Here is a 1,475-nt window from a genome sequence, read left to right on the forward strand (position 1 = left end):
TGTTCCTGCGGCAAAGTTCAGCAATAAACAAAAGGGGCTTTAACAACTCACTACGTGGCTCACGTGAGATTTTTTTGAGAAATGGCTCCGTTACCCGGACAAACGGCGCAACAAGTTGCCAGTTAGCAGAATATGGAATCTTTTTCTGCCTGCGTCGTTACCTTTGCACGGAACTAAAATCAAATTCTTATGGAAACGGTATCTATTGAGAAAAAGACCTTCGAGGAACTGATGGCGCAGTGGGACGCCTTTGTGGAAAAAGTGACCGCCTTGCAGCGCAAGGGGGACGGGAAACGCCTTGCCCGTTGGCTCACGGGCGACGAAGTGTGTAACCGGTTACGGATAAGCCAGCGCACCTTGCAGAAACTGCGTGACAAGGGATTCATCGGCTATTCACAGATCGGGCATAAGTTCTTTTACAAGCCGGAAGAGGTCAAGCGGCTGATTCCGCTTGTAGGCATAATCCACCCCGGCGGCAAATAACCGAATATTCACCGCTAAATCCGAAGTAACATGAACGAGAACAATGAAATCATCACGATGGAAGACGAAAAGGTCGCTTCCATATTGCAGAAAATGAGAAAAAGCTCCAGATGGCTCAGCGGGTTTCTGGAGAGTTACCGCCCGCCGCTTGACGGTGAGGTGTACCTGACGGACAAGGAAGTGGCAGACCTTTTACGGGTAAGCCGCCGTACTCTTCAGGAATACCGTAACGAACGGCTGCTGCCTTATATCATTTTAGGCGGAAAGGCGCTGTATCCCGAATCGGGACTGCGTGAGGTACTGGAAGCGAACTATCGGAAACCTTTCAGATAACCTCCGACCAAAAGCAAGAACGGACAGCCGTCATCCGGTTGTCCGTTCTTGCTTGCGTTTGTTCCGTTCTCAGCAATGGCCTCCTTTGGCTATCGGCACAAACAGCATATAGGTATCCTTCTGTTCTTTGGCGTACGCTTTCCGTAAAAGCCACGAACGGAACACATGGGTATAATAGGTATTCAGGCGGAACGCTATCGGTATAATGATTTCAAGGGAATAGACATCGGCATTCAGACCGTTTTCCAGCCGGACATACCGGCACACCTCAAAGTCATTCAGCACGTCCGTTTTCAGGATTGCCCGGATAGCCGCATTAACAGCTGTTGTTGTCACATTGAACAGTTCTCCGATTTCCCATGCCGTCATCCATACATCGTTACCGGTTACGGTTACCGATTTTCCTTCTATGGTAATGATATTTCGTTTCATGATTCTTCTTTTTTTAGATGTTGCATCCTTTGAACTCTTCTATGCTGCCAAGACGTGCGACAAGATTTTCCATATCCTGATTGAGCTTTTCTTTTGTAATCTGTAGGCTCGGCTGTCGGCGCCATGCCACCTTACGGTGGTAGGTTTCCGACAGCCTGCCTCCGAACCGTACGTACACGTCTCCATGTATACGGCTCTCCGCCCATAACGGCATTTTAGCTATTCTC

At 48.9% G+C, this 1,475-nt stretch carries 3 protein-coding genes and 2 pseudogenes; 3 read left to right on the forward strand and 2 right to left on the reverse strand.

Annotation, left to right across the window (positions count from 1 at the left end; translation table 11 throughout):
• The 3 genes and pseudogenes from I6E24_RS16195 to I6E24_RS16205 all read left to right on the forward strand — a co-directional run.
• A pseudogene (locus tag I6E24_RS16195) lies at positions 1-209 on the forward strand (hypothetical protein); the annotation flags it as partial.
• Entirely contained in the window at positions 190-483 is a 294-nt protein-coding gene (locus I6E24_RS16200; protein WP_022233788.1) for a helix-turn-helix domain-containing protein, read from the forward strand. The pseudogene I6E24_RS16195 and the gene I6E24_RS16200, both read left to right, overlap by 20 nt.
• A 30-nt stretch (positions 484-513) precedes the next feature.
• On the forward strand, positions 514-816 hold the full coding sequence (locus I6E24_RS16205) for a helix-turn-helix domain-containing protein (RefSeq protein ID WP_148330996.1): 303 nt from the start codon (positions 514-516) through the stop codon (positions 814-816).
• Between the two features lie 69 nt (positions 817-885).
• Here the strand turns inward: I6E24_RS16205 and I6E24_RS16210 are convergent, their stop codons facing one another.
• Positions 886-1,248, reverse strand: coding sequence for a hypothetical protein (locus I6E24_RS16210; protein WP_022233786.1), 363 nt, complete (start codon positions 1,246-1,248; stop codon positions 886-888).
• A 13-nt stretch (positions 1,249-1,261) separates the two neighbouring features.
• Positions 1,262-1,475, reverse strand: a pseudogene (locus I6E24_RS16215) (hypothetical protein); the annotation flags it as partial.

The sequence above is a fragment of the Bacteroides caecigallinarum genome (assembly GCF_021530995.1).
GTDB classification, from domain to species: Bacteria; Bacteroidota; Bacteroidia; order Bacteroidales; family Bacteroidaceae; genus Phocaeicola; species Phocaeicola faecigallinarum.